Raw genomic sequence first — 25,818 nt, forward strand, 5'->3', positions numbered from 1 at the left:
GTCTAGCATATCAACCGTTTTTTCCTTGACTGCCACTGTAATTGCCTGTTTACCTTGTCGCTTTAGGTTTCTCCAATCACGTCTCCCATTGGTAACACTCTTGAGCAAGCATCTAAGACCAGTGAACTCGTTTGTATTGGAAACGAACCGGAAGCCTTTTTTATAAAGTCTTCCGTATCGTACTTAGTAAGCGGCTTTTGTTTTGGTTTTAATCGGAACTCGATTCTCGTCATTGGAACTGATTCAGTGCCCTTAACAGTAATAGCGGCGCGGAAAGTGTATGTTGCGAATGAAGAAGGAACTAAAGAAGTTCATGGGTCTGAAAGAACTGACCCCCGATATGCTTCATCGTTTGGTCGATAAGATAGTAGTCAAGGCGGATGGCTAGGCGAACATTCAGTATAAGTTCGCCGCCACCGCCATTATCTAGGCAAGTTTACCAGTGACCAGTAGTCAAGTCACGTGGAGTGCTGTGCGTTGTTGGTGAGGTGTACAGGGGACATATCACTTTCTTAATCTTATATTTTCTTGGAAAAGATTATGGGGCCTAGAACAGGTGGGGTTCAGCGCTTTTTCGGAGTATCGCCGTTCACTTTCCTTGTCGGAATGAGAACGGTTTTTTTCTTGCCAAGAGTAGCGGTGATGGTGGACAATGTTTACGATAGTTATAATGCTTCATAGAAACCAAACACAAACCTGTCAGTCACTGACATTGTTCTCCGAAGTAGCATACAGGAGGAAGGGTTTATAATGTGGAGCCGGATAAAGCCGAAGAAGATGTATTTAAGTATTTTTTTGTATTCCTGCGTTGCTGTGTGCTTGCTAACCCTGGTGTTCACCATGTTCCTGAGTCAACGTTTCGCTCGGAGCGCAATGGATGAAATGGACAAGTCTAACCAAGAGAAAATGAGACAAGTCGTTAAAGCCTCGGAATTTACGTTGCAGAAATTGCGTCAGTTTGCTTTGAGAGTCTATTCGGATGAAAGTATTGCACTCTGGATAAACACGGATAATAACGATTACTCTCCATTAGCATTGAGTAAAGCCGCGACAAGCGTAAGGGAATTTATGAGCAGCGAACCTTTCATTCACGGCATTTATTTAATCAACTTCAATATTGGCCAAATCTACACCTCAGACTCAAGCATTTACACGACGCAGGATTTCTACGACCCCATCATGTTGGACTACATTAAGGGCCATAAAACGCCGTATCTGCAATACGTTAACCATGAGGTGGGAGGCAAATCGTTTCTGGCTCTTGTCGTACCGGCAGCCGGTCCTAATCAGAACTATCATGGTTTTGTTGCGATTCTGTTCAGTAAACCCTTGTTGAATGTGAACATGCTGCAGATCTCGGAGGAAGATCAGAACAAAATATATATTGAAGGCAAGAATAAGGAGTTCATTCTGGGAAATACGGATCCTGCGTTAACGAAAGAAATAATGGAAATGGATAAATCGGCAGCGGAACAGAACGGGAGATGGAATTCCGGCAAAGAGACCTGGTCTATTCAGACAGAACGGTTGCCTATAGAAGGATGGAATGTTTATCACTTATCGCCGATCTCTCTCTGGCAAGCAAAGGTAACCAAGATCCGGTCCGAAATTATCGGTTCTTCGATCTTTCTGCTGTTAACTCTGCTCTTATACTTGTTCTGGCAGTCCTATCGCAGCTTGAAGCCTATTAGCGACTTGGCTTATCAAATACAAAGCAAGCTGGGCAAGAAGCATCCCATCGTACGGACAACGAAAACCAATACTGAAATGTCGTGGATTCATTCCGGGTTCGATTCCCTTGTCGAGAAGATCGAACAATTGAACTTATCGCTCAAGAGCAGCAAAGCTTTGGTGAAGGATGATTTCTTGCGCCAATGGATTCTAAATTCGAAGTCTTCCAGACCGATTGAAGAGTTTATAAGAAACCAAACGCAAATTCTCCGAACCGGATGGTTCCGCATGGCGGTCATACGTCTGGAATCGTACGGACGCTTCGAAGAGCAATTCGACTTTGCTTCGCGCAAATCATTGCGCTTCGCATTAGGGAACATTATGACCGAGGTCCTTGTGAATCACGGATATGCTGCAGAAACGGTCGATTTCGGCTCCGATCACATCGTGGCGCTCATTTCTTCGTCTACTTCAGAGGAAGACGCGGGATTAGCTGTGGGAGCGATGGAGGACGTAAAGATCCAGATCAGTCGATGGCTTAAGCTGGAGGTGCAAGCTGCTGTAAGCTCTGTGCTTGATGTGGAGGAGAATTTGCAGATTATTTATACCCAGCTATATGATCTTACGTTATTGGGATTCATTAATCATGAGGATAGGGTGTTTACCTCCGAAGATCTGGAGCGGTATGAACGAGGCAAAGACAGCGATCTAGATGAAGCATTGCTGAAGCAGGTTATTCACTCTGTTCAGCTCAAGAACGATAAGGCACTTGAAGGTTATTTGGATCATCTCACCTTGCATATGCAGGAGCTAAGCTATGAGGAATGCAAGCTGCAACTGACCCACATCATTTATTCGATCATGAAGAGCTTCAAGAACTATAAAACATTTCAAGGAATGAAGAGTATCCATACCTTCCTGGAGCAATTTGCAACCTTAGAGGAAGTGAAATCGTGGCTGTACCAAGAGATGCTGCAGATTATAGACCAGCACCGCAACAAAAATGCCTCAAGCCGAAAGGATGAGGTCGCTGCCGAAATGATTGAGTATGTACGCAATCATCTTCACAATCCGATGCTTTCCGTGGATGACATCGCGGCTCATGTATCCATGTCCGTGAACTATGCCAGACAAATATTCAAGGACCATTTCCATTGCTCATTATCCGATTATATTACAAACCAACGGAAATCGAAAAAGCTGATGATCGAAACCGATTGGCAATACGGTGAGAATGATATGCTGACGGGCGAGCTGAAACTTCACGCCGAACCGCAAGGCCTGGTGTTGGAGACGTCCGCCGCGCAGTGGGTGATCGTAACGGAAGATCAACAGTCATATTTGCAGGCGGCGGCTCAGGATCAGAATGGCGAAACCTTCACAGTCAGGATCATGGCGCCGATTTCGTCCAAATCCGGAGGCAATCCGCAAACTCCCGTATCGGTGACGATCTGGCAAGGAACGCAAACGAACCAGAGACCGTTTTTCCAAGTATTCGGTCAAAATTTTTACGGAGTCGTGCAGGAGACCGAGTAGAATAGAACGCCATTAACGTTGATATCACAAAAACGTAACCCCGCACAACATGGAATTGTGCGGGGTTACGTATGATCTTTTCATATCGCCAATCAATAGATGAGATTTGGGGCTTGGCTCTTAGTCATCCGACTTTTTGGACGAACCCTTTTCATCGTCCTCGTCGTCCTCATTGTCCCCATCCTCACCATTTCCGTTTGACAACTTTACCGTCTTGTGCGCAATTACCAAGTTGCCATCGACATAGCCACGGAACTCCAAGGCGACTTCCGATCCGGTCCAAATAAATTGGGAACGATCAAATTTGAACTGTCCTTTTTGCGCTTGATTTAGATATCCATTGGAGCTTTTGTTGCGCTCGTCCTGATCCTCATCGTCGTCCCGGACTTGATTGCCGTTGCCGCCGTTGCCGCCGTCAAGAGCTTTCACTCCGTTGACGGTAACGGTACTCAGGTCAAATCCCCGGGGGTCGAATCCGGATGGAAGTTTAACTCTGACCGTGAATACGCCTTTATTGCCTTTGATCACTTTAGGCGTCACTTCCATTGTTGCCGGAATATAAACCGTAATTTGTTTTTCAACGGTCGTGCTCCAGCCCGCTCCATCGGCAGCAGTTACGACAATGCTATAGATCCCCGGCTTGTCCAGAGAAAGTATATCTCCGTTCGCGGACGTCACGGAGGTGCCGTCCGGCTCCGAGACCGTCATTTTCTCGAAAGCGATTCCCGAGAGGGTATCCTCCGCTGCGTAATGAAGCGTCAGCTTCCCGCCAAGCGCATGTTCGCCGCCCAAGTCCATTTGGACAATCGGCGCCGTACGGTCGATTTTGACTTCTGCCGCCTGTTTCGTTTCCTCATTGCCAGCTTGGTCAACCGAATAATACGAAACGGTATGGATTCCCTCTTGGCTGATAGTAAAGGAGCTTCCTTCAACGAATTCCGATCCGTCCACCGAATAGAAGGTTGTTGCCACTCCACTGCCGCTGTCCGACGACGTTAGCTTCACGGTTACGTCTTCCTTCACCCATGCAGACGGAGAATCGGCGCTCGTTACCGGCGCGGTACGATCGATCTTGACCTCGATCGTCCGGAGGTTTTCTTTATTGCCTGCTTTGTCAATCGAGTAGAAGGATACGCTATGGATTCCTTCTGTTTCTATCATTAAGGCATTGCCTTCCACAAAAGGTTGTCCGTCCACGGCGTAATAAGTTCCTGCGACCCCGGTTTCATCATCCGCAGCCGTAAACGTAACGTTGGCGCTTTGATTCGTCCAGCCTGCAGGCGCATTCGCCGTGGTGATTGGAGCTGTCGTATCGACGATTAATTTGGCCAACACAATATTGGACGGTTCCGACTCCCCGAAAGAATTGCTGTACGAAGTCACGTAATATTGATGATCGGCGTACGGCAGGTCCGATACCGTATAGGACAGGTTGTTCAGATTATGAATCAGGAGCACCGGCTTTCCATCTACGATTTCGTAGACGTTGTAACCATTGGAATACGTAACGAAATTCCAGGAAATCTGGGCGCTCGTTTGACTCAAGAGTTTAAGATTCGCCGTCGGCGCCTGCATGTCCGGATAGATAATCGTTTCGGCAACCCGGTTGGACGCAGCCGATTCGCCAAATCTCGTACTGAACGCCGTAAGCTCGTATTCGTGAGTTCCTTCCGTCAGGTTGAACGCTTTATAGGTGAGTGCTTTTCCTTTATAAAGGAGCTGTCGATTACCGTTCACCCATTCATAAAGCCGGTACTCATTCGCCCAGGTGACGGCTTGCCAAGTAAATGTAATATTGTTTACGTTAGAAACCGTGTATTTCAGAACCGGAGGTTGAACAACCGGCCAGGTCAGCGTAAGGCTTACGATACCGCCCTCCGTTGATTCTCCGAAGCGGCTGCTGGAGGAATGAATCTCGTAGCTGTAATCCCCCTCAGGCATATTGGTGAATGTAACAGATGTGCCGGTGACTGTCTTGCTCAGTACCTTTTGACCGTTTTCGATCGCATAGATTTTGTACGAATTCGCATAAGCGGCGGCTTTCCACCTTAACACGATATCGTTGCCGTTTGTGATGCTGTATGTCGCATCCGTCGGCGCCTGCATAACCGGATGGACAAGCGTGAAAGTTAATTCGCTTCCTTCCGGGGACTCGCCGAAACGATCGCTGTAGGAATGTACGATAAATTTATAATCCCCTGCCGGCATATTGGGCAAGGCCGTCGAAAGCGAAGTCACCGTTTTCTTTAGCACGGGCTGCCCATCCACCAACTGGTAAACCTTATACGCTGTAGCGTAACTGACGGCATTCCATTTTAAGCCGATGTCATTGCCGTTTGCGATGCTGTAGGTAAGATTGCCTGGCGGCAACATCGTTTGATCGCTAATCGTAACGTTAACGCTGCTGCCGTTCTGAGACTCGCCGAAACGATCGCTGTAGGAGCGAACTTCGAAAACGTAATCGCCAAAAGGCATTTTGCTGAAAATCGTGCTTGTGCCCGTCACCTTTCTCTGAAACACGGGCTGTCCGTCCACGATTTGATACACGTTATAGGCGTTCGCGTAGGTGACCGCATTCCATCTTAAGGTAATGTCATTGCCGTTGGCGATGCTGGACGTCAAATTCGCCGGGGCCGCCATGTCAGGGAAGACAAGCGGAACGGAGACTTGGCTGCCTTCCGGCGAAACGCCGAAACGGGTGCTTACCGAGCGGACGATGTATACGTGATCGCCTTCCGTTTCGTTTGCCAGCAAGACAGACAAGGACGTCGCCGATTTTCTGGGCACTTCCTGCCCGTCCACCAGCTCGTTCACCTGATAGCTCGTCGCGTACGGAACCGCCGTCCAGGTCAATACGACATCGTTGCCGTTTTGAATTTTGTACGTCAGGCCACCCGGCGCCGCCATGGTCGGATAAACCAGGGTGAACGCAATCTCCGCTCCTTCGGGCGATTCGCCCAGCAGCGTCGAGTAAGAACGGATGACATAATGATAATCTCCGGCCGGCTGGTTCGTGTAGGGTACAGAGGTGCCGGCCACCGTGCTTTTGAGGACCTCGCTGCCATCGACGACTTGGTACACTCTGTAGTTCGTTGCGTAGTTTACGGCTGTCCATTTTAAAGTGATATCGTTGCCGTTTGTCACACTATAGGCTGGATTGGCCGGAGCCTCCATGACTTGTCCGTTCAGTGTAAAAGTGATTTGACTTCCTTCCGATGACTCCCCGAAACGGGAAGACACGGAATGAACTTCATACGCATACTCGCCCGGCGACATATTCGTATACGAGACCGACGTGCCGCTTACCGTGCTTTTCAGCGTTTTTTGACCATTGAGGATTTGATAGACTTTGTAGCTTGTTGCGTTTTCCGAAGCCGTCCAGCTCAATTTGAAACTCGTCGCGCTGACGATTGTTTGCACGAGGTTTGCAGGCGGCTGCATCACCGGATGAACCAGCGTGAGCGAAACAGAGCTGCCGTCTGACGATTCGCCCAAACTTGAGGAGTAAGAATGCACCTCGAATGCAATATCCCCGGCCGGCATGTTCGCATAGGTTATGGTCGTGCCGCTTACCGTGCTCTTCAACGTTTTTTGTCCATTGATGATCTGATAAATTTTGTAGCTGTTTGCATTGGACACCGCGGCCCAAGTCAATACGATATCATTGACATTTTTAATTTGGTAAACGAAATTTTCAGGCGCCGTCATGGTAACGCTGGCTACGGTCAACGAGACTTGGCTGCCGGTTGCCGATTCACCGTAGCGGTTGCTAAAGGAGCGGACTTCGTAAACATAATCTCCGGCCGGCTGGCTGGCATAAGAAACGGAGGTACCGGTCAGCGTGCTTTTCAATGTCGGTTGTCCGTCCACGATCTGATAAATCCTGTAGTCGGTTGCATACGGAACAGCGTTCCATTTCAAGTTGACCGTATTCACATTCGACAACGTATGGGTGAAATTTGCCGGAGCTGTCATGATCGGCAGGACCACGGTTGCTTCCACCGGCTCCGACAGCGGCGATTCGCCGTATAGATTGTTAGAGGCGGAAACGGCGTACGTATAGGTTCCGGCAGAAGCATTGACAATGGTGTATGTACGCGCCGTTGTCTGCGTCACAAGTGTTTTTTGGCCGTCTGCCTGGATCTGATAAACTTGATAGGATTGTGCGTAAGGAGACGAGCCCCAGCTCAGGACTATGTCATTCCCGTTCTGGAACTTGTAGGCCAAGGCGGTTGGCGCCGCCATGTCCGGATAAACAATGTCTGCCGTTACCGGAGCGCTGGGACCGGATTCTCCTTCAGGGCTTAATGTCGATACGACATAGCTGTAAGAACCTTCCGAAAGCTTGTTGATCGTATAAAAAGTCGCAGTTGTCGTACCTAGCAGCAAAAGCTGACCATCCGAGATGCTATAGACTTTGTATCCTGTCGCACCGTAAACCGAACCCCAGGTTAGCTTCACATCGCTTGGAGTCAGAAGCTGGGTCGACAGATTGCTTGGAGGGAGCATGCTGCCGCCAGTGGTTGCCGCAAATGCCGTCCACGTGGGAAACAGAATTTGCACCAAAAGAAGAAGTGAGATCAGAAACAGCGGCTTGTTGAAACGTTTATTACTTGTCAATTTGACCGTCCCTTTCATTGGATGATGGATTCCCTTGGAGAAAAAGAAAAAAAGAGCCTCAAACAAGGCCCATAGTAGAATCCCTATGACTCCTTGTGGCAACCGGCTGCCTCCGCGAAATTTTACCTTTTCTGCGGTTCAGGCCCTTGGCTTTGCGTCCCCCGGTTTCCCGAGGTTTGCCTTTTTCACTTTAGGATAATCGAACTATAAATCTATCATAGGTTCTATCTTTGTTAATGTTAATAGGTCTAAAATACCAAAAAAGCTCCAGCGTGCTTGCCGAAGCTTGGTATTTTGCTGAGAAAATGTCACTTTTGCGATGCTAATTTTTAAGTATTACAATTCATTTTTGTACGGGTCTATGGTTTGAATGGTACCATCATCATTGTAATTGAGCTCGGTATATTTTACGCAGCGCTTGTTGTCGGCTCCCCCCGATAAGGAACTATCATGATAAAATAGAAACCATTTCTCCTTAAATCGAACGATGGAATGATGGGTAGTCCAACCTACGACAGGCGTAAGGATCTTTCCTTTGAAAACGAATGGACCTTTGGGATTCGTGCTGACGGCATAAACAATAGTATGGGTTGTCCCGGTAGAATAGGAGAGATAATAGGATCCATTGTATTTGTGTACCCAGGGGCCTTCAAAATATCTTCTTTCCTCATCGCCGGCGAGTATAGGGTTGCCTTCTTCATCCACTATGGATATTTCTAGCGGCGTTTCTTTGAAAGTAAGCATATCATCGTTTAATTCCGCTACTCTTGGTCCCAGAGCAGGTTCATGATCGGCAGGACCGGCAGCATCCTGTTGGAAAGTGCCGGTCTGCCATTTCTCCAATTGTCCGCCCCAGAGACCGCCGAAATACATATACGCCTTGTTGTCGTCATCGACTAAGACGGCAGGATCGATGCTGAAGCTGCCCGGAATATAGTTCGGTTGCGGCAAGAAAGGTCCTGAAGGAGACGAACTGATTGCTGCGCCGATTCTAAAGATATCGTTCTTATCCCTTGCCGGGAAAAACAAATAATAGGTATCGTTCCTAAAAGCGGCGTCCGGTGCCCATAGCTGCTGCTTGGCCCATGGAATATCCCTAAGATGAAGCGCTTCGCCGTGGTCTACGCAAGGAGACAGTTCGTCATCCATAGACAGGACGTGATAATCCTCCATGTCGTATTGGTCGCCGTTATCATTCGAAACTTGTTCATGATCGAGATCGTGAGAAGGATAAATATAAATTCTCCCATCGAATACGTGAGCGGAAGGATCTGCGGTATAAATATGGGTTACTAACGGTTCGTTTCGTTTTGTGGAATTTTCCATCTCTTTTCCTCCTAAGTAGGTTCCTAATTGAAACATTGCTTACCACAATCTTATCAAACATTAGGTTGCATGGAACACCTAGCAAGCTATGGAATTTACCCTAAAAACTTTAGATATTCCGTATTCATTGACCGAAACTCAAGTCATATAGGAATCGGCCTTAGGGTCGATTTTTCTTTTTTCGAGCTTAATCGGACGATATTACAAATAAGAGCGGTCATTGTTCTATTCCTTCAAGCCTGCTAACCGAGCCATAATACTAACAAGCAGTAGAGGAGGGTACATATGGCAACAATCTTGAAAAACATGCCGGAACGGAAGTTATCGCGAGCATACTCATTGGAGAGATTAGAGCGGCGGGCCGGCTTAATGTTTGCATTGCCGGTTATCGTCGGTTTCCTATTGTTTGTGTTGATTCCGATGATCTGTGTTTTTCTGCTCAGCCTGTATAAAGTGGATTTAATGAGCAATACGTTTGAATTCAAGCGATTCGAGTATTACGACAAAATGCTCCATGATCCAGATTTCTGGAAAAGTGTTCGAAATACCCTGTACTATATGGTGATTTATGTCCCTTTAACTCTAGCGTTAGGGCTGGGAATGGCTTTAATCTTGAATACCAAAATGAGGGCAAGAGGCCTTGTTCGCACGTTCTTTATTATTCCTTATATCACAACCTACGTAGCTACGCTGGTCGTATGGAATGTATTCCTGCATCCAACGGAGGGTCCCGTCAATAGCTTGCTAGTGAGTCTTGGAATCGCGAATCCGCCGCAATACATGGTCGATACGGACTGGGCGCTCCCGATGCTGGCTCTGATTGGTGCTTGGAAAGACGTAGGCTATCACTGCATCTTGTTCTTGGCAGCCTTGCAAGGCGTATCCAAGGATTATTACGAGGCTTCCTCCATCGACGGAGCGGGTCGATTTCAACGCTTCAAGCACATTACGTTTCCCCTAATATCGCCAACGTCTTTTTTCCTTCTGCTGATTACCATTATCGGCGGACTGCAGGCCTTCTATCAGATGGCGCTGCTGACCAAGGGAGGACCGGCTTTCAGCACGACTACGATGACTTACCATATCTATCGTTCCGCTTTTGAATACTACAACTTCTCTTACGCTTCGGCGGTGGGCATGTTCTTGTTCTTGCTTACGCTAGTTTTAATTGCGATCAACTGGTTCGGCCAGAAGAAATGGGTCTTTTATCAATAATTCGCCATGGAAGGAGGATTAGATCGTGCTGATGAGCCAAAACGTCCGATATACGATTCGCTCTGTTATCTTTTTGTTGATCGGACTTGTTTTTATTACACCGCTGCTATGGATGGTCTCTACCTCTCTCAAGTTTGAGAATCAGGTTTTCGAGAGACCTTTCGTCTTTATCCACTGGGGTCAAATCAATTGGGACAACTACAGGCAGATCTTAACGGAAACTGCGTTCCCTGCATGGCTGTGGAATTCTGTGTTTGTCGTTCTGATCTCAGTCGTGCTTCGACTGCTGCTGTCGGCACTAGGAGGATATGCCTTCGGCTTTCTGAAGTTCCGTTATTCCGACACCATCTTCTTCTTTTTCCTGATGACCATGTTTATACCTTATCAATTAACGCTGCTTCCGCAGTTCATTTCTTTCCGGTTTATAGGCTTGCTCGATACGCATTGGGCATTAATCATACCTAATATTGTTGATATTCTCTCTATCTTCTTAATGAGGCAATTTTTCCTCTCATTCCCGAAGGAATTAGTTCATGCGGCTTACATGGAAGGGTCGGGAATTTTTCGTTCCTTCATAAAGGTCGCGCTGCCGCTAGCGAGAACACCTCTATTAACACTGGGCCTACTTAGCTTTTTTATGATATGGGATCAGTATTACCAGCCTTTGATCTTCCTTCATTCCAAGGAAATGTATACAATACCCATTGGGCTGCAAAGCTTCCAAACGCAATTCGGCAAGCAATATGCCCTGCAGATGGCACTCGCTTGTCTGGCGATCATACCGGTGTTGGGCGTCTTCCTGGCCTTGCAGAAGCAATTCATCGAAAGCATCGTATCCTCAGGGTTGAAAGGTTAAGGCCGTACAATTGTACAAATAAAAAAAGCTATTATTACATTTGAGAGAACCGTATGCACGTTCATAATGAGAACTGGGCAACAACAATAAGGGGAGGTTACAATCTTGATCAAAAAATGGGGATTACTCGCAGTGGCAGCTATGCTGTTATTCACGCTTGCCGCTTGCGGAGGTAAAGGGAACAATTCGGTAAATAGCGATGCTTCTTCACAGGCATCCAGCTCAGCGGCAGCATCCGGCGAGACGGTTACGCTCAAGTTTCTTAATATTTCGGAGTATATGGATTCAGTGGAATTCAAGGCGTTTCTAGACCGGTTCCAAGTGAAATATCCGAACATTAAGGTAGATCCGATATCTGTCCCCCATGAGCAATATATTAATAAGCGGAATATCATGCTCGCTAGCGGAGAGCAAGTTGATCTCCTATGGGGGAACGGCGTTGAGCAGTTTGATGCAATCAACAAAGGGTTTCTGATGGCCATTGACGAAGCGGCCAAAGAAGTAGACGTCGATATGACTAAGGACTTCGGTGATTTCAAGCCGGACAAAGACGGCAAATATTACCGGTTCCCGATTCAACAGAACAACTGGATGCTATATTACAATAAGAAAGTATTCGACGATGCCAAGGTGCCATATCCGGATGAGAAGGTTCCGATGACATGGGATGAAGTGGCCGAAGTGGCACAGAAGATTACTAACCTAAATGGAAAAGAAAAAGTGTATGGCATGTTCTACAACAACTGGGGAATGTACTTCTATGGTTACGGCAGCCAGTTAAACAATGGGAAATTCTACACCGATGACGGAAAAGTCAATATCAACGCTCCTGAATTCGTACGCAGCCTCGAATGGATGAATGACGTGATGAATGTTAAGAAAGCGGCAATGCCGATCGCAGAATTCATCCAGAATAATACCGATTTCCTCTCCTATTGGAACGGGAATTACGGAATGGTAGTCGGTGCTCAGTGGTATGCCCAGCTCGCAGCGACCAAGAAGGATAAGTTCCCGCGTGATTGGAAAACAGGCATCGCTCCGATGCCGGTTCCAAGCGAGATGGCTGGCAAACATATGAACTGGTCCAGTATTGATTCTCTAGCCGTGCCTAAGAATTCTACTCACGCGAAGGAAGCGCTTATTCTGGCCAAAGAATATGTGTCCGATTATACGTTGAGCACGGGTGCGTTGCCCATGTATACTAAAGTAGCCAAAGACAATTATTTCGAAGAGCTGGCATCGGCTTTGAAGGATGACGATATTACGCTCGAACAAGTCACCTACCTATTCGGCGGCGATCCTGCCGTCATTAACGTCGAAGAGAAGCCGGTATTAGGCGCTCCACAGGAATATGAGTCGACGTTCCTTGATATCATCAGCCAATACTATACCGGCGCTAAGAAGGTTGATGAAGTGCTGAATGAAGTGAAAGTAAAAGTGGATGCCGCAATCGAAGAACAACAAAAAAATTAACAAAGACAAGTGGCTATGCCCATCGATCAGGATGGGCTTAGCTTTTTCTCGTAAAGGAGATACAGTATGGGCTGGATAAGCAAGCGATATACGGGTCCGAAATCCGTACAGCGTAGAATTATCGTTCTGCTTGTCGTTATATTCATTCCACTCATCTTGATCTTATACACAGCTTACCATTATTCCGAACGTACGATGGTGAACAAAGTAGGCGAGATTAATCGAATCAAGGTCGAGCAGACCGCTTCAAGGGTGAAGGACCTGTTTCAACGCGCCTTTATGTCTACGAACAATTTCATCTATGACAAGTCATTTATTCAAGCCCTTCAAGAAGAAGATCCGTTAAGCATCGATAAAAACTCAACCTATCTTCAAGCCATCGAACGGCTGCAGTATACCTTTTTCCTCAATGAAAAATATGCTGTAGTGATACAGGACAATTACGGAAATGTCTTTGAATCCAATCCTTCCAGGCTCGGCTGGAAGAAAGGGGAACTGAAGGGGCGAATTCTGAGTAAGGTTCATTGGGACGGCCATGACTTCTTTAATAGCTTCCAGTGGGGATTGCTAAAGCCGGAAGGATCTCAAGAGCCCTTAATCGTGCTTAGTCGCTGGATATTCAGTCCGGTAACCGCTAATAAGCGAGGAATCGTCTCGATGGTCATACCCTTGACGAATTTGTCGGAGATCTTGAATAGCGATAATGGATCTTACGCGATCAGAGACGACCAGGGCAATCTCGTTTATTCCAATCGTTCGGAGATTTCCAGCGCTGGCACCGAATTGGACGATTCATCCATCCTGCTGTCGCCAACACCCTGGAGAATGGTACAAACGGATTCCACGACGGTCATTCAGAATGAACTACGATATTTCCAGCTCACCGTTATTGCGACTATCCTAGTTATTCTAGTGATTTTCCTAGTAACTTCGACTTTCGTAATGCGAACGGTGAGTCGAGTCTTCCATCAGATCAGATTATTGTCCAAACGGTTGGTGAATCCTTCCTTCGACTTGTCTGTCTCGGTCCACTCTGATCAACATTTAGAGGAATTATCGGAGCTTCTCCAGCAGCTCGTTCATAATCTTCAAATTTCCCGCAGTAATCTGGAGTGGGCGGCTGCCGAGAAACGGAATCTTGAAATGCAGATGCTGCAGCAACAGATGAATCCCCATTTTCTGCTGAATACGCTCAATACCATTCGGTTTCTCGCGGAGAGATCCTCTCAGGATAAGATCGGCTCTCTCGTGCTTTCGCTTTCCTATCTCTTGAAGCAGCAATTATATCGAAGTGAAGGCTACTGGACCTTGGAGGAAGAACGGGAGTACTTACTGAAGTATGTGGAAATCCAAAGGGCGAGATTCGGCGAGAATATTACCGTGACCCTTGATTTCTCGGAGGAATTGTCCCGAATGCCTATCTTAAGGATGCTTCTTCAGCCCCTGGTTGAGAATTGCTTCGAGCATGGCTTCGGCGGGAGAATGAATGGACGAATCTGGATCCAAGCCCAGTACTGGGAGAGGGGTGTACGCTTCATCGTTTCCGATGACGGAATTGGCTTCTCCCATTCGCCGGGTAACGCTTCTCGTAAATCGATAGGTTTAAGCAATGTGCGGGAACGCCTGCGATTGCATTACGGGGAAGAGGCTGTATTGGATATAACCGGAACCCAGCCAAGCGGGACAACCGTAAGTTTAATTATCCCGGAATTGAAAGGTGAAGTGGCATGAATATTATGGTCGTAGACGACGAATATAGCATTCGCAGCCACTTGGCTTCCATGCTTCAAGGATTGGACGGCGACGGCGTAACCATTAGGGAGGCGGTGAACGGTAAGGATGCCTTACGGCTGATGGAACAATCGCCCAGTGAGATTGTATTGACCGATATTCGGATGCCTGTCATGGACGGTATGGAATTAATCCGGCAATGCCGCATGAAGCATCCGGGCATTTGGTTTATCGTTCTAAGCAACTTTGCAGAATTCGAGCTGGCACAGAAAGCTCTAGAATATGGGGCGCGAAATTATCTCCTGAAAGCAACGATAACCCAGGATAAAGTGCTGGAGGAAGTGCAGAGGGCGATTCTTCATCTAGAGAAGTCTAAGGAGAAAGAAGTTAAATTCAATCCCAATGAATTTCTAATGGTCCAAAACTCGTTATTTTACGAACGGTTGCAAGGACATATTCAGAATATAGAGCTGCTCCGAAGGGCAGAACGTTTAAAGGTATCTGTGTTCCTTGAAGCCTTCGATCTGCCATCGAAATTCGCCATCATGGAAATAGAAAGGTTTAGCGATTGGACGGGAAACAAGTTCAGAGGCCAATCGGATCTTGCTGTGTATGCCCTGATTAATGTGGTGAGGGAATCTATTAAGCAATGGAATGAGAGCAATGAGTTGTTCCACATGGGTGAGAATCGGTTTGTCGTCCTTGATCTGGGCGAGAGGGACGATGAACGCCATATCCGCAAGATCGTGGATATTTCCGAGGTAACCCAAAAATACTTGGGGCTAGAAGCCTCATTCTTGACCAACTGTAACTTTAGCGATATGAGCGATTTTTTCTGGAGAGTGCAGGAATCCCGCCATCAATTAGCTCATTTCTTCTATGAGATGAACGCCTGTATGATTAACGCCATGCAAGTGCAGCCGCCGGAAACGGATCTTGATCTGTTTACCTTTTTCCAATCCGTGGAGGGTGGTGAAGAAGGAAGGCTGCAGGTGACTGCTCTGCCAGGACTGGTGGATACATACTTCGAATTGCTTCGCCACTTACGCAGACCGTCTTTAGCGGCCAAAGGAGACGTAAAAACGCTCATCCAATTTATCGAAAATGGAGGGTTTGCAGTCCCTACAGCCTTGAAGTCTGAGATTGAACTGCTACAGGCTTCCCGTTTGGCGGATTTCAAAGCTCCCTTCACCCACTGGCTCGGAGTGTTGGGCGGTAATAGCAGACATCGCGAAGAGATCTCCAAAGCGTTGTCCTTCATTCATGATCGTTATGCCACAAAGATATCGCTTGAAGATATTTGTTCTCATGTCAATCTAAGCCGTTCTCACCTCTCAAAGCTTTTCAAGGACCAACAGGGCTTACCCGTGATGGAATATATGGAAACTTACAGATTAAAGCAGGCTCGTATGCTGCTGCGGACAACCAAACGTCCGATAGCGGAAATCATCGATCGAGTCGGGATTGCCGACGTCTTTTACTTCAGTAAATTGTACAAGAAGCATTTCGGCATCAATCCTAGCAAAGATCGATAAGCATAGGTTTGTCTAAGTCATAAAGCCCATGGAAGGAAGTGATAAACAATGAATGTAGAAATGGTTATGCAGGAGCTTGAAGCTCTCGGCAAGGAACGAACCAAGAAATTGTACGTATCCAATGGCGCGCACGAACCGCTCTTTTGATTTCTATAAGTCTCAATTGTGTTATAATCAAACCCAATGCCGATACTTATGCGGCGGGATGGTGTCGGGACCCATTAACCAAATCAAATATCAGACGGCATTCGGCTGATTGGAACCGCTCCCCGATTGGGTTGAATGCATTGTACAGAGATTAATGAATTCGTAAGAGCAGCCAGGAAAATGGGCTGTTCTTTTTTCAAGGATAACGTTTAGGTAAATGAAAGGAGGATGTCTAATATGACAAACAAGCTTAATGCGCCGATGGACAAGTTTTGGCCTGCGATTACTTACCCGCTCTCTTATAAAGATGCGCTGAACACAATGACTAAAGATGAATTGACGAGTGTGCGGACGATTTTGCAAATAAGCAATGTTAGTAATCTAAATAAACAAACTCTAATCGACAAATTGCAAAAGCTTATTCCGGATAACATTGGGGAAACTATTCGTAACTGGGACCGGAAACGTACGCAGTTGATTCAAAAAATCGTTAGCGGCAATGGCCGGTGGTCTCAGCCTCTGCTAGAAATACAGCAATATGAATATTTCCGCAATCGCGGTATTTTGTTTCCCGGTACGGTTGACGGCAATAGAATGCTCATTATGCCTTCAGAGCTGGTGGGGTGGTTTAAATCGGCGAACCTTTCCGCGAATTCGGACATCATCAAGAGGAATACGGAGTGGATTCAACTTTCCCGAGGCTTGCTTTATTACTATGGAACCTTAACGTTAGGTCAATTAGAGGAACTTGTCTTCTCGTATTCCAACAAGAAGATCGGTATTAGGGATTTCATGGACGTGCTTATAGATGCAATGGACTATTATGATGAAATGATGAACGATTCGGCAGTTTACTTTTCCGATTTCCGAGTGGTCGATTCGGACAAAATTCGCAGAGAGCAGGCAGCTAGAGCCAGTCTGGATTTTTATCCTTTTACGAAAGAACAGATCATGAAAGCGGGAGAACCGGATTTCGTCGATCGGAACGTGTACTACGTTGAATTGGTTCGTTTTCTGCTTGCCCATTACGAATTAGATCGCAAAGACGCGGATTTAATGGTGGATGAATGGGCCGACGCTGCGAGGAATGGGGATTCACTAGCAGAAGTGATGCAATCGGTACAAGAGTTCGTCGATATTGACGATATGGAGACGATGTCGGCGATTGCGGACAGGCTTGTGCCTCTGATGAATAGTACTAGGCAATGGGTATTAAAGGGTTACTCACCGGACGAACTGTCGGCTAGCAGGGGCAATGGCAACCGTAATTTGAGTACAACACCAAAGCAGGCAACTAAAGCTGACGTAATTTCCTTACAAACTAAACAGAGGATCGGCCGAAACGATCCGTGTCCTTGCGGCAGCGGGAAAAAATTCAAGAAGTGCTGTTCTTAAATTTATTGAGAAAGGCAAAGCGAGGTAACGAAATATGTTCGATCCTACAGTCTTCGACAATATTAAAGTCGCTTTTGAAAATCAGATTTATGATTTGGATAATTTGTCCGGCCAAATTCGAATAACCAACAGGATCGATCGTCTGGAAATGTCGATCATGTCGAGAGAGTTCGCGCTGCAATTCCAATTGATTAATCAAGAAAATGTTACTGCAGAAATTCGCTTGGAAGCTTCTTTGAAGGATTTGGCAGCAGAAATTTTGGAGTTGCAGGGTGAAGCGCCAGCGTGTACGCTAATTTTACGTTTTAATCTTCAAATCCAGGAAGTATCGGAACAATGCAAGAGAGTCTTGGAAATAATGCAAAGGATTTGGAATCCAGAGGAGCCGCCTACTCAAACATTAAGCTTTGCTTACGGACAAGAGATTACGGCTTATACGAATACAGTGGAGATGAGATTCAATCGTCAAATCAACGAGGATCAAATGGAGGATATCCCCAATTTGATTGAGCATGTGCTTCAAACCCTCGATGAATTAGGTGCTATCTGAGTGAAAGCCGAATACCGACTATGTTCGACTGCTAAACCTCTAAAAAGAAGGAAGCGTTAAACAATGAATGTAGAAATGGTTATGCAGGAGCTTGAAGCTCTCGGCAAGGAACGAACCAAGAAATTGTACGTATCCAATGGCGCACATGAACCGCTGTTTGGCGTGGCTACAGGCGAAATGAAGTCCATCTTCAAAAAAACAAAAATAAATCAACCTCTGGCTGAGCAGCTTTACGCTACTGGGAACTACGACGCCATGTACTTTGCCGGAATAATTGCAGATCCAAAAGCGATGACCGAAGCTGATTTTGAGCGTTGGATCGATGCGGCTTATTTTTATATGCTGTCCGATTATGTGGTTGCAGTAACCTTGGCAGAAGCAGATATTGCACAAGAAGTTGCTGATAAATGGATCGCAAGCGGCGAAGAACTGAGAATGTCGGCGGGCTGGAGTTGTTACTGCTGGCTTTTGGGTAATCGTCCGGACGGTGAATTTTCCGAAAGCAAAATGGCCAATATGCTTGAAGTTGTGGAAAATACGATTCACGATTCTCCCGAACGAACGAAATATGCTATGAATAATTTTATTTACACAGTGGGGGTATCCTACTTGCCGCTCCATGATAAGGCGGTCGAGACCGCAAAAGCAGTAGGCCCGGTAGAAGTCAAACGGGACAAGAAAAACAGCAGTTTTCTTCTCGCTTTCGAAAATATTCAAAAAGTGGTGGATAAAGGGCGAGTTGGTTTCAAACGCAAACATGTAAGGTGTTAAACTATTGCTTCACCACAATCACAGCAACGAGCCCTTCACCGCTTAGTTAAGCGGGAAGGGCTCGTTGCGTCTAGCGGTGGATGAATTCCATTAACCGCCTGCTCAACTCGCAGGATTTTTTCATTACAAGCAGGTCTGACGGAGATCAGCTCTGTTCCAGGACTTCAATATTCTCTCGCAGCCGATTGAGAGATTCGAGACGCCTGTGAAGTTCCTCGGTCGGCATGTCTGTTTGTACCTTTGATTTTTTGCAAGGTAAGCTTGTCATGTACTGTACGATCAACTTGTCCAGCATCTGCGATTTTCTAATAACACGGGGATCGGTGATCCCATATTGCTGAGCCAGATCCTGCATCGAACAGCGCAACTCTTCGATTTTTCTTAACAAGTGATACACTCCTTTTTCTCATGGGCTTGTATGAGAAAAAGGAGTTTCTGGGCGGCGGTGTCGGAGGTTCGTTCCCCCGCTTCGTGATCAACTGCCTGGTGTTCCTGGCATAGATTCGCCTGCCGCTATTCTGCATCGAGGTAATATCGGCCGCAATCGCGTCGAAAAGCTTCGGATAATGATAGCCTCCGTGGCCCGTACCCGACTGTGTCTGCGTGTTCATCCCGACACCAGGCACGGCGTTTGGGTTCGCGTTGTTGCACCAGGGAGATGGATCGTCGTTTGCCGTCCAAATTGGCACCTGTGCAGGTTTCGGATGGACAGCGACAATGACGTCTGTAGCGCGACCTTCCTCCTGCTCCATCTTGTTTACAGGAGCCTCGCGAGGCTCCAAATTATCTTCACGGACGGCTTCGGCGCCGCCTAGGTCAGGTTTTTGTTCTAGTCCAGCGTCGGGAGCTGCATGGCCGTCGATCTTGCCGCCGGGCTGAGGCTCCCCGTGCGTTGTCGGCACCTCAGGAAGGCGCGGAGCCTCGGTCTGCAGACAAGGTTTCAAAGCGCATACCGTTACTTCCACTGCAGATGCCAATGGCTCCGGCAGAATCTGAACGGTGGAGGATATCGCTTCATCCACCGACAACAATACTTTGTCCGCATAGAGCAATTCCGCAGCTCCGCTCGCGAGATTCACGGGCGTTTCGACCCTCATCTCCACGGTCTGTTCGAGCTTATTCCCGGCGGTTCTTATCACTTCGACTAGATTTCCCGAGACTTCCTCTGTCAAGCTGGTGATTCCGGCGATCAGATCAAACCGGCTTGAGCCTCCCTGTTGCCCGTTGCCGTCGGCTTCCTTCTCGGTCGATAAGCCCGGCAATTGGGCTAAGGCGATTCCGTCTTTGCAGAGCATGATGATGCAGAAGGCGAGCGCGCCTACGTATAAGTATCCAATTCCGGCCTTCATGATTCTCACCTCATTCCGAGCGCGATCCGGCACTGACGAATGCAGTGAATCACCGGTTGAATAGATGTTGTCTATTATAGAATAATGTCCAAAATTTGTCATAAGAACAGAGGCGCATTTGCAATCCATTCACGATTCGCCGTAAATCGACATTTTGGCTCTTTTCTCAGGCAGGCAATCGGATGAGTTGCGGATAGAATCGCTCTTGTTAAAGTCATTTGAAAAGTATCATTTTTAGTTGAAAAGGCTAATTTTAATAGCGCTTTAACTTTATTAAGATAAGAGTATGATCGAATGGCAGCAGGAGGGATGAAATGGCGCAACTTTCCGTTGATAGAGACTTCATGCCCAAGAAGAAATTGGGTAACACGTTTATTCGGTTTCTGAAGCAGTGGGATATCCAACTCATGGTTCTGCCGGGTTTGGCGTTAATCTTGGTCTTCAATTACATACCGATGTACGGCGTGCTGACAGCATTCAAGGATTACAATATCATTCGAGGATTTATAGACAGTCCTTGGGTAGGTTTAAAGCATTTCGAGATGTTCTTTAACTCCCCGGATTTCCAAGAAGTGATGCGTAATACGATTGTCATCAGCCTTCTTAAGTTCGGAATAGGTTTCCCAGCTCCAATCATTCTCGCTCTTATGCTCAATGAAGTCAGGCACATGGTTTTTAAAAGATTCGTTCAGACGGTCAGCTACTTACCGCATTTTCTCTCCTGGGTAATCGTTGCGGGCATGGTGATGTCCATGCTGTCGACCGACAATGGCAGCGTGAATATGCTCCTTGAGAAAATGAACCTGATCGACGAGCCGATCAATTTCTTATCGCTGCCGGAGTATTTCTGGTCCATTCTGGTTTCTACCGGCGTATGGAAGGAAATCGGTTTTGCTTCCATTGTATATCTGGCCGCGATTGCGGGCGTCGATCCCCATATGTATGAGGCGGCAGAGATGGACGGTGCGAGCAAGCTTAAACAAATATACCTCATTACTCTTCCGTCGATTATGCCGGTCGTCATCATCTTTATGATTCTGGCCATCGGCAATTTGTTGAACGCAGGCTTCGAGGATATCTTACTGCTGGCCTCCAATCCCATTCTGAGGGATGTATCGGATGTCATAGATACTTATGTATATCGCGTCGGTATACAGAATTCACGCTTTTCCTATGCGACGGCTATCGGATTATTCAAAGCTCTTATCAGTGTAGGGATGTTGGTTCTAGCAAACTGGTTTGCCCGCAGATCCGGTAACAGCCTGTGGTAATTCTATCTATCTAACAGAAGGGCGCGGGTGAACGTATGCGAAGACTTAGTTATGGCGATAGAAGCATGTTGATAATCATTTACATCTTGCTCAGCTTGTTGGCGTTTACGACCTTTTATCCCTTTTGGAACGCACTAGTGATTTCCTTCAACACGGGAAGGGACACTTCCTTGGGTGGGGTGACGTTCTGGCCGCGGGATTGGACCTGGGAGAATTATAGCATCGTTTTCGGTGACTCCCGATTACTGGGCGGCTTCTCGATCTCCGTCTTGCGAACGGTCATTGGGACGGTTACCTCCATACTGGCAACGGCGATTTTCGCTTATGGTATGACGAAAAAGGAGTTAATCGGCCGTAAGCTCTACATGGTTGTTTGCATTATAACGCTGTATTTCAGCGGAGGTCTGATTCCTACTTATCTGCTCATTCGCGAGTTGGGTCTGATGAATTCCTTCTGGGTGTTTATTATCCCTTCCCTGATTAGCGTATGGAATATGATCATCTTCCGAACCTTCTTCAACGGACTGCCTGATGGTTTGCTGGAATCGGCGAAGATTGACGGCTGCGGGAACTGGGGGACGTTCTTTCGGATCGTTCTCCCGCTTTCCGGACCCGTAATCGCGACACTGGCTCTTTTTACGGCGGTATACCACTGGAATGAATGGTTTCTGCCCAGCATTTACATTACAACCGATAATCTGATGCCGATCCAGCCGCTGCTTAAACAGATACTCAACTCCAATATCGTCACGGAGCATGTCTCTTCTCTGGATACGGCAGCGCAGGGACAGCTTGGGAGAATGCAGACGGTAACCAGTAAATCGCTCTCCATGGCAACCATGATGGTGGCTACCCTTCCAATCATTCTCGTCTATCCGTTTCTGCAGAAATATTTCGTCAAGGGCGTACTCGTCGGTTCTTTGAAGGAATAAACGGATTGTATCCCGCGTTTAGAGCAATTTGCTTTAAACATAAATTAAACTGAGTTGAAAGGGGCAGTAAGAGAATGAGGAGCTCGAAGAAGGCTTTATTCGTATCTTTTGCAATTATGCTCGTAATGACGGCTGTTCTTGCCGCGTGTTCCGGAAGTAATTCCAATAGCAGCAGCAGTCCGGAAGAGAGCAGTACGAGCAGCAGTCCTAGCAGCAGTCCTAGCAGCACGACCTCCAGCAGTCCTTCCACCGCGGAAGGCACGTTTGAAATCGGCGCTAGTCCTCTAGAGTTCAGCTTTTACGGCCATTATGACTGGTACACGATGCCTCCATGGGGAGAAGACATCTCCTCCAAGTGGATCAAGGAAACAAAGAAGATAACAGTCAACGCTGTACATTCCGGCGGGAATGCGAAGCAGAAGCTGAATACCATGCTCGCATCCAAGGAGCTGCCGGACGTGATCTGGCTGGATCGTGGTCCTGACGTGGAGATGCTTCGCCAAGCGGATATGCTTGTACCGTTCGATGATTACCTCGACAAATATCCGAATCTGAAGGAATGGCTTGGCGAAGAAGGTCTTAATATGCTTCGCTCCGAAGACGGCAAGATCTATCAGTTCCCGAATTGGTACACGAGCCAACCGAACGGCAACGCAGGATACGTAGTCAACAAGAAGATCTATGAAGAGCTGGGTTCTCCTAAATTAGAGACGACCGATGACCTGTACAATTACCTGAAGCTGGTTAAAGAGAAATATTCGGATGTCATCCCGTTCGAGCCGCATCTGGCGATTGATGGTCAAGGGCTTGACATCTTGTACACCGCTTTCGCAGAAAATGCATTGAACAGTTGGATTGGCATGCGCGCTGTTCCGCAAGGCGATAAGCTAACTTCCATATTCAAGGACCCTACCTTCCGCGAATCGATGCAATTCTCAGCCAAGCTATTCCGCGAGAAGCTCATGTCGCAGGATGCTTTGACCCAGACGGTGGATCAAGTGAAAGAGAAAGTGAACAATGGCAAAGTAGCTGTATTCGCAAGCGCAAGCCCGACTGAAATCGCGATGGGAGCCCATGCGATTCTGTCGAAGCAAGATCCAAAAGCCGGTTATTTCATGATCTGGCCAATCGCCAAGCCGGGGCTGGATAAGAATAAGATTTTCCCGGGAACTTACACCCAACTGGGCTGGAACGTCAACGTTATTACGAAATCGGCAAAGGACCCTGAAGCAATCTTCGCATTCCTGGACTGGTACACTGGACCGGAAGGCCAGAGCACTCTCATGTGGGGACCTGAAGGAACCTATTGGGACGGTCTTGAGGCCGACGGTATTACACCGATATTCACGGAGAAATATACGTCAGACGCCGAGGGGCTTAACAAGCTGCAGGCGGTCACGACCAATATTCACTGGAATGGGAATACGGTGTTCATTGACAAGACAAAAGCAAAATTCGAAAGTACGCTCCCGGAAGAGAAAAGGAATTGGTCGACCCGTTGGCAATATGAAATTACGTGGAAAACGCAAGCTAACGCAACCGAATACATTAATGTAGAACCGGCACCAGATAGTGAGGAAGGAATTGCAATGACGGCTGTCGAAGATATCTTCGATGAATGGAGAGCGAAAGCGCTGTTCGCGAAGAGCGACGAAGAAGTGCTAACGATTCTCGACCAAGCGGATGAGGACGCCATGTCCGTTGGCTATGAGAAGGTACTTGCCTTTAAGACGCAGAAATGGCAAGAAAACGTTCAGAAAATGAAGGGCAATTAATCGTCTCACCTGACGATCGGGCAGGAGGGTATACTTAACGGTATACCCTCTTTTGTCACACTTGCGAGGAGTTGAGGACGTGTATAGAGTACTGCTTGCAGATGATGAAATACTGGATCTCGAAGGGATGCGCACCTTTATTCCTTGGAATGAGCTGGGGCTCGAAGTGGTGGATGCGGTGAATAACGGCTTTGCAGCGTACGACGTTATCAAAAACGAGCAGATTGACATTCTCGTCACCGATGTTCGCATGCCGAATATGTCGGGGCTGGAGCTAGCGACAAAGGCGATCGAGAAGCAAGGGGAACTCAGAATCATTTTCGTCAGCGGCTACCAGGATTTTAATTACCTCAAGCAGGCGATAAAGCTGAATGCGTACGGCTATGTACTGAAACCGATGGATGATAAGGAACTGATCGATTCCTTGACTAAGGTCCGTCAAGATTTAGACCTCAAGAAGAGGCGACGGGAAACGGAAGAAGTCTATAAACAGATGGTTCCGATCGTTAAGAACGAGTACTTATTGCAACTGTTACTAGAGATTCCGGGTGAACGTTCTACGTCTGGACTGTTGGATAGAGAATATCATTTGGATCGTCTTTCTTGGCCTATTCGAGTTGCCGTACTTGAAATCGACGACAATTCATGGAAGCTGAATCCCAATGCAGACAGAGAAAGAAAAATACTTCTGGACCGCTTCTACGGCTTGCTCTCTTTGCTGTTTAGCGAGTACGGAATCGAGCATGTATGTAAAATATCGAAGCAACGAACTGCGCTGTTGTTAGGCGATAACGCAGGACTTGAAGCCATTGGACGGCTCCCGGAACGGATCAAGAAGGAATTCCCGTTCACGGTTACGATTGGATTGGGTTTAACCTGTGCCGATTTGCATGAGTTGAATGTCTCTTATGGTCAAGCGGTTAAAGCATTGGATGATAAAATATTCCATGGTAAAGGAAAGCTGATCATTTACGACGAAGACAGGGCCGGAAGCACGGACATACAGGACGCGAGAAACTTGGACGTGCAGCTAGACGCCATGATGACCGCGATGTCCCATTACGAGTTGGTTCGAATTCACGATGAGCTATCCGGGCTTTTTCAGATTACTTCGCGAATGGAATCCAAGGTGACGGTCCACAACTTCGCTATGTACATCGTCATGAAGCTTAACGAATATTTGCGTACGATGAATGAAGACCTGTTCAAGCTCTTCGGTATGGAGCTTAAGAATCTTGATATCTTATTGCAATTCGAAACGATCGACGATATTCACTCGTGGCTGCGCCGGCGGGTATTCGAAATATCCGAGATGCTTCACCTGAAGAAACACAGCAAGAACGGAAAGCTCGTACAAAACATAATGGAAAGCGTCCGTGACCGGCTGCATGAGAATATTACGTTGCGAGACGTGGCGCTCCGTTTCTCGTTTTCTCCCAATTATTTAGGTCATTTGTTCAGGGGAGAGACCGGCCAGAACTTTAGCGATTATATTATCGCGCTTCGAATGGAAAGAGCGCAGGAGCTGCTTCGGAATTCGAAGCTCAAAATATATGAAGTCGCGAATCAGGTCGGGTATCGCTATTTGCCTTATTTCAGCAGACAGTTCAAGGAAACGACAGGGATGGCTCCCTTAGAGTATCGCAGGAAGCATTAACGAACCGT

17 protein-coding genes, 1 pseudogene and 1 riboswitch are annotated in these 25,818 nt (G+C 47.1%); of the genes and pseudogenes, 14 read left to right on the forward strand and 4 right to left on the reverse strand.

What is annotated here, in order from left to right; translation table 11 throughout:
- The first annotated feature begins 750 nt into the window (after positions 1-750).
- Positions 751-3,207, forward strand: a complete 2,457-nt coding sequence (locus E2980_RS10790) for a cache domain-containing protein (protein WP_135152192.1) — start codon at positions 751-753, stop codon at positions 3,205-3,207.
- Between the two features lie 120 nt (positions 3,208-3,327).
- Here the strand turns inward: E2980_RS10790 and E2980_RS10795 are convergent, their stop codons facing one another.
- The gene (locus E2980_RS10795; protein ID WP_240702976.1) at positions 3,328-7,929 is read right to left on the reverse strand and encodes an OmpL47-type beta-barrel domain-containing protein; all 4,602 of its coding nucleotides are present in this window, start codon (positions 7,927-7,929) and stop codon (positions 3,328-3,330) included.
- A riboswitch (cyclic di-GMP riboswitch) is annotated at positions 7,922-8,018 on the reverse strand. It overlaps the preceding gene by 8 nt.
- Positions 8,019-8,163: 145 nt before the next feature.
- Positions 8,164-9,153, reverse strand: coding sequence for a glycoside hydrolase family 43 protein (locus E2980_RS10800; RefSeq protein ID WP_135152193.1), 990 nt, complete (start codon positions 9,151-9,153; stop codon positions 8,164-8,166).
- Positions 9,154-9,438: 285 nt separating this feature from the next.
- Here E2980_RS10800 and E2980_RS10805 point away from each other — a divergent pair, with 285 nt between their 5' ends.
- The 9 genes and pseudogenes from E2980_RS10805 (at position 9,439) to E2980_RS10840 (ending at position 18,826) form a co-directional block, all read left to right on the forward strand.
- A complete protein-coding gene (locus E2980_RS10805; RefSeq protein WP_135152194.1) occupies positions 9,439-10,368 on the forward strand; it encodes a carbohydrate ABC transporter permease in 930 nt (309 codons plus the stop codon).
- A gap of 31 nt (positions 10,369-10,399) precedes the next feature.
- Positions 10,400-11,224 carry a carbohydrate ABC transporter permease gene (locus tag E2980_RS10810; RefSeq protein WP_240702981.1) on the forward strand — a complete coding sequence of 275 codons (825 nt, stop codon included), beginning with the start codon at positions 10,400-10,402 and terminating at the stop codon, positions 11,222-11,224.
- A gap of 105 nt (positions 11,225-11,329) precedes the next feature.
- Complete coding sequence (locus tag E2980_RS10815; RefSeq protein WP_135152196.1) at positions 11,330-12,697, forward strand: ABC transporter substrate-binding protein; 1,368 nt, start codon at positions 11,330-11,332, stop codon at positions 12,695-12,697.
- Between the two features lie 66 nt (positions 12,698-12,763).
- On the forward strand, positions 12,764-14,428 hold the full coding sequence (locus tag E2980_RS10820; protein ID WP_135152197.1) for a sensor histidine kinase: 1,665 nt from the start codon (positions 12,764-12,766) through the stop codon (positions 14,426-14,428).
- Positions 14,425-15,963: a response regulator gene (locus E2980_RS10825; RefSeq protein ID WP_135152198.1), complete on the forward strand. Its 1,539-nt coding sequence runs from the start codon at positions 14,425-14,427 to the stop codon at positions 15,961-15,963. Before E2980_RS10820 ends, E2980_RS10825 begins: the two co-directional genes overlap by 4 nt.
- 48 nt (positions 15,964-16,011) lie before the next feature.
- Positions 16,012-16,107: pseudogene (locus E2980_RS24655) on the forward strand (DNA alkylation repair protein); the annotation flags it as partial.
- A gap of 240 nt (positions 16,108-16,347) precedes the next feature.
- Positions 16,348-17,505, forward strand: coding sequence for a YecA family protein (locus E2980_RS10830; RefSeq protein WP_167747070.1), 1,158 nt, complete (start codon positions 16,348-16,350; stop codon positions 17,503-17,505).
- Between the two features lie 34 nt (positions 17,506-17,539).
- Positions 17,540-18,055 (forward strand): hypothetical protein, encoded by a 516-nt coding sequence (locus tag E2980_RS10835; RefSeq protein WP_135152200.1) that lies wholly within the window; start codon positions 17,540-17,542, stop codon positions 18,053-18,055.
- A 63-nt stretch (positions 18,056-18,118) separates the two neighbouring features.
- On the forward strand, positions 18,119-18,826 hold the full coding sequence (locus E2980_RS10840; protein ID WP_135152201.1) for a DNA alkylation repair protein: 708 nt from the start codon (positions 18,119-18,121) through the stop codon (positions 18,824-18,826).
- Between the two features lie 145 nt (positions 18,827-18,971).
- Here E2980_RS10840 and E2980_RS25120 read toward each other — a convergent pair whose 3' ends face one another.
- Together E2980_RS25120 and E2980_RS10850 are read right to left on the reverse strand one after the other, a co-directional pair.
- A complete protein-coding gene (locus E2980_RS25120; RefSeq protein WP_205699954.1) occupies positions 18,972-19,181 on the reverse strand; it encodes an aspartyl-phosphate phosphatase Spo0E family protein in 210 nt (69 codons plus the stop codon).
- Positions 19,132-20,175 (reverse strand): hypothetical protein, encoded by a 1,044-nt coding sequence (locus E2980_RS10850; RefSeq protein ID WP_135152202.1) that lies wholly within the window; start codon positions 20,173-20,175, stop codon positions 19,132-19,134. The genes E2980_RS25120 and E2980_RS10850 overlap by 50 nt, the downstream gene beginning before the upstream one ends.
- 314 nt (positions 20,176-20,489) lie before the next feature.
- Here E2980_RS10850 and E2980_RS10855 point away from each other — a divergent pair, with 314 nt between their 5' ends.
- The 4 genes from E2980_RS10855 (at position 20,490) to E2980_RS10870 (ending at position 25,810) form a co-directional block, all read left to right on the forward strand.
- Positions 20,490-21,446: an ABC transporter permease gene (locus E2980_RS10855; RefSeq protein WP_135152203.1), complete on the forward strand. Its 957-nt coding sequence runs from the start codon at positions 20,490-20,492 to the stop codon at positions 21,444-21,446.
- A 35-nt stretch (positions 21,447-21,481) separates the two neighbouring features.
- Positions 21,482-22,378 (forward strand): carbohydrate ABC transporter permease, encoded by an 897-nt coding sequence (locus E2980_RS10860; RefSeq protein ID WP_135152204.1) that lies wholly within the window; start codon positions 21,482-21,484, stop codon positions 22,376-22,378.
- A 74-nt stretch (positions 22,379-22,452) separates the two neighbouring features.
- The gene (locus tag E2980_RS10865) at positions 22,453-24,153 is read left to right on the forward strand and encodes an extracellular solute-binding protein (RefSeq protein WP_135152205.1); all 1,701 of its coding nucleotides are present in this window, start codon (positions 22,453-22,455) and stop codon (positions 24,151-24,153) included.
- A gap of 79 nt (positions 24,154-24,232) precedes the next feature.
- Positions 24,233-25,810 (forward strand): response regulator, encoded by a 1,578-nt coding sequence (locus E2980_RS10870; RefSeq protein WP_135152206.1) that lies wholly within the window; start codon positions 24,233-24,235, stop codon positions 25,808-25,810.
- Positions 25,811-25,818: the final 8 nt, after the last annotated feature.

This window comes from Cohnella luojiensis, from assembly GCF_004564235.1.
Taxonomy (GTDB): Bacteria; Bacillota; Bacilli; order Paenibacillales; family Paenibacillaceae; genus Cohnella; species Cohnella luojiensis.

Coding starts and splice junctions, on each gene's coding strand:
- E2980_RS10790 (WP_135152192.1), top strand. CDS start 751: ATGTGGAGCCGGATAAAGCCGAAGAAGATGTATTTAAGTATTTTTTTG.
- E2980_RS10800 (WP_135152193.1), bottom strand. CDS start 9,153: ATGGAAAATTCCACAAAACGAAACGAACCGTTAGTAACCCATATTTAT.
- E2980_RS10805 (WP_135152194.1), top strand. CDS start 9,439: ATGGCAACAATCTTGAAAAACATGCCGGAACGGAAGTTATCGCGAGCA.
- E2980_RS10810 (WP_240702981.1), top strand. CDS start 10,400: ATGAGCCAAAACGTCCGATATACGATTCGCTCTGTTATCTTTTTGTTG.
- E2980_RS10820 (WP_135152197.1), top strand. CDS start 12,764: ATGGGCTGGATAAGCAAGCGATATACGGGTCCGAAATCCGTACAGCGT.
- E2980_RS10825 (WP_135152198.1), top strand. CDS start 14,425: ATGAATATTATGGTCGTAGACGACGAATATAGCATTCGCAGCCACTTG.
- E2980_RS10830 (WP_167747070.1), top strand. CDS start 16,348: ATGACAAACAAGCTTAATGCGCCGATGGACAAGTTTTGGCCTGCGATT.
- E2980_RS10835 (WP_135152200.1), top strand. CDS start 17,540: ATGTTCGATCCTACAGTCTTCGACAATATTAAAGTCGCTTTTGAAAAT.
- E2980_RS10840 (WP_135152201.1), top strand. CDS start 18,119: ATGAATGTAGAAATGGTTATGCAGGAGCTTGAAGCTCTCGGCAAGGAA.
- E2980_RS25120 (WP_205699954.1), bottom strand. CDS start 19,181: ATGCAGGATCTGGCTCAGCAATATGGGATCACCGATCCCCGTGTTATT.
- E2980_RS10850 (WP_135152202.1), bottom strand. CDS start 20,175: ATGAAGGCCGGAATTGGATACTTATACGTAGGCGCGCTCGCCTTCTGC.
- E2980_RS10855 (WP_135152203.1), top strand. CDS start 20,490: ATGGCGCAACTTTCCGTTGATAGAGACTTCATGCCCAAGAAGAAATTG.
- E2980_RS10860 (WP_135152204.1), top strand. CDS start 21,482: ATGCGAAGACTTAGTTATGGCGATAGAAGCATGTTGATAATCATTTAC.
- E2980_RS10865 (WP_135152205.1), top strand. CDS start 22,453: ATGAGGAGCTCGAAGAAGGCTTTATTCGTATCTTTTGCAATTATGCTC.